Raw genomic sequence first — 239 nt, forward strand, 5'->3', positions numbered from 1 at the left:
TACTCGTCCCGCAGGTAGATGTAGATCTCGGAGACGACGAACACCCAGGAGGCGATGATGGCCCCTTCCAGGAACAGGTGGGGGTCCCGCTCCAGGTAGTAGCGATCCTTGAAGGTCCCGGGCTCGCCTTCGTCGATGTTGCCCGCCATCAGCCGCGGCGCAGGTTCTCCGCGCACGATGCGCCACTTGCGCCCGGCCGAGAAACCGGCCCCGCCGAGCCCCCTTAAGCCCGAGTCCTC

General features: G+C 66.5%; 1 pseudogene. It reads right to left on the bottom strand.

Annotated elements, in window-relative coordinates:
* Positions 1-239 (bottom strand): annotated as a pseudogene (locus ACTFO6_RS19650) (NADH-quinone oxidoreductase subunit F); the annotation flags it as partial.

Origin of the sequence: Pelomicrobium sp. G1 (assembly GCF_051905455.1) — a bacterium.
In the GTDB taxonomy this organism is placed as follows: domain Bacteria; phylum Pseudomonadota; class Gammaproteobacteria; order Burkholderiales; family UBA6910; genus Pelomicrobium.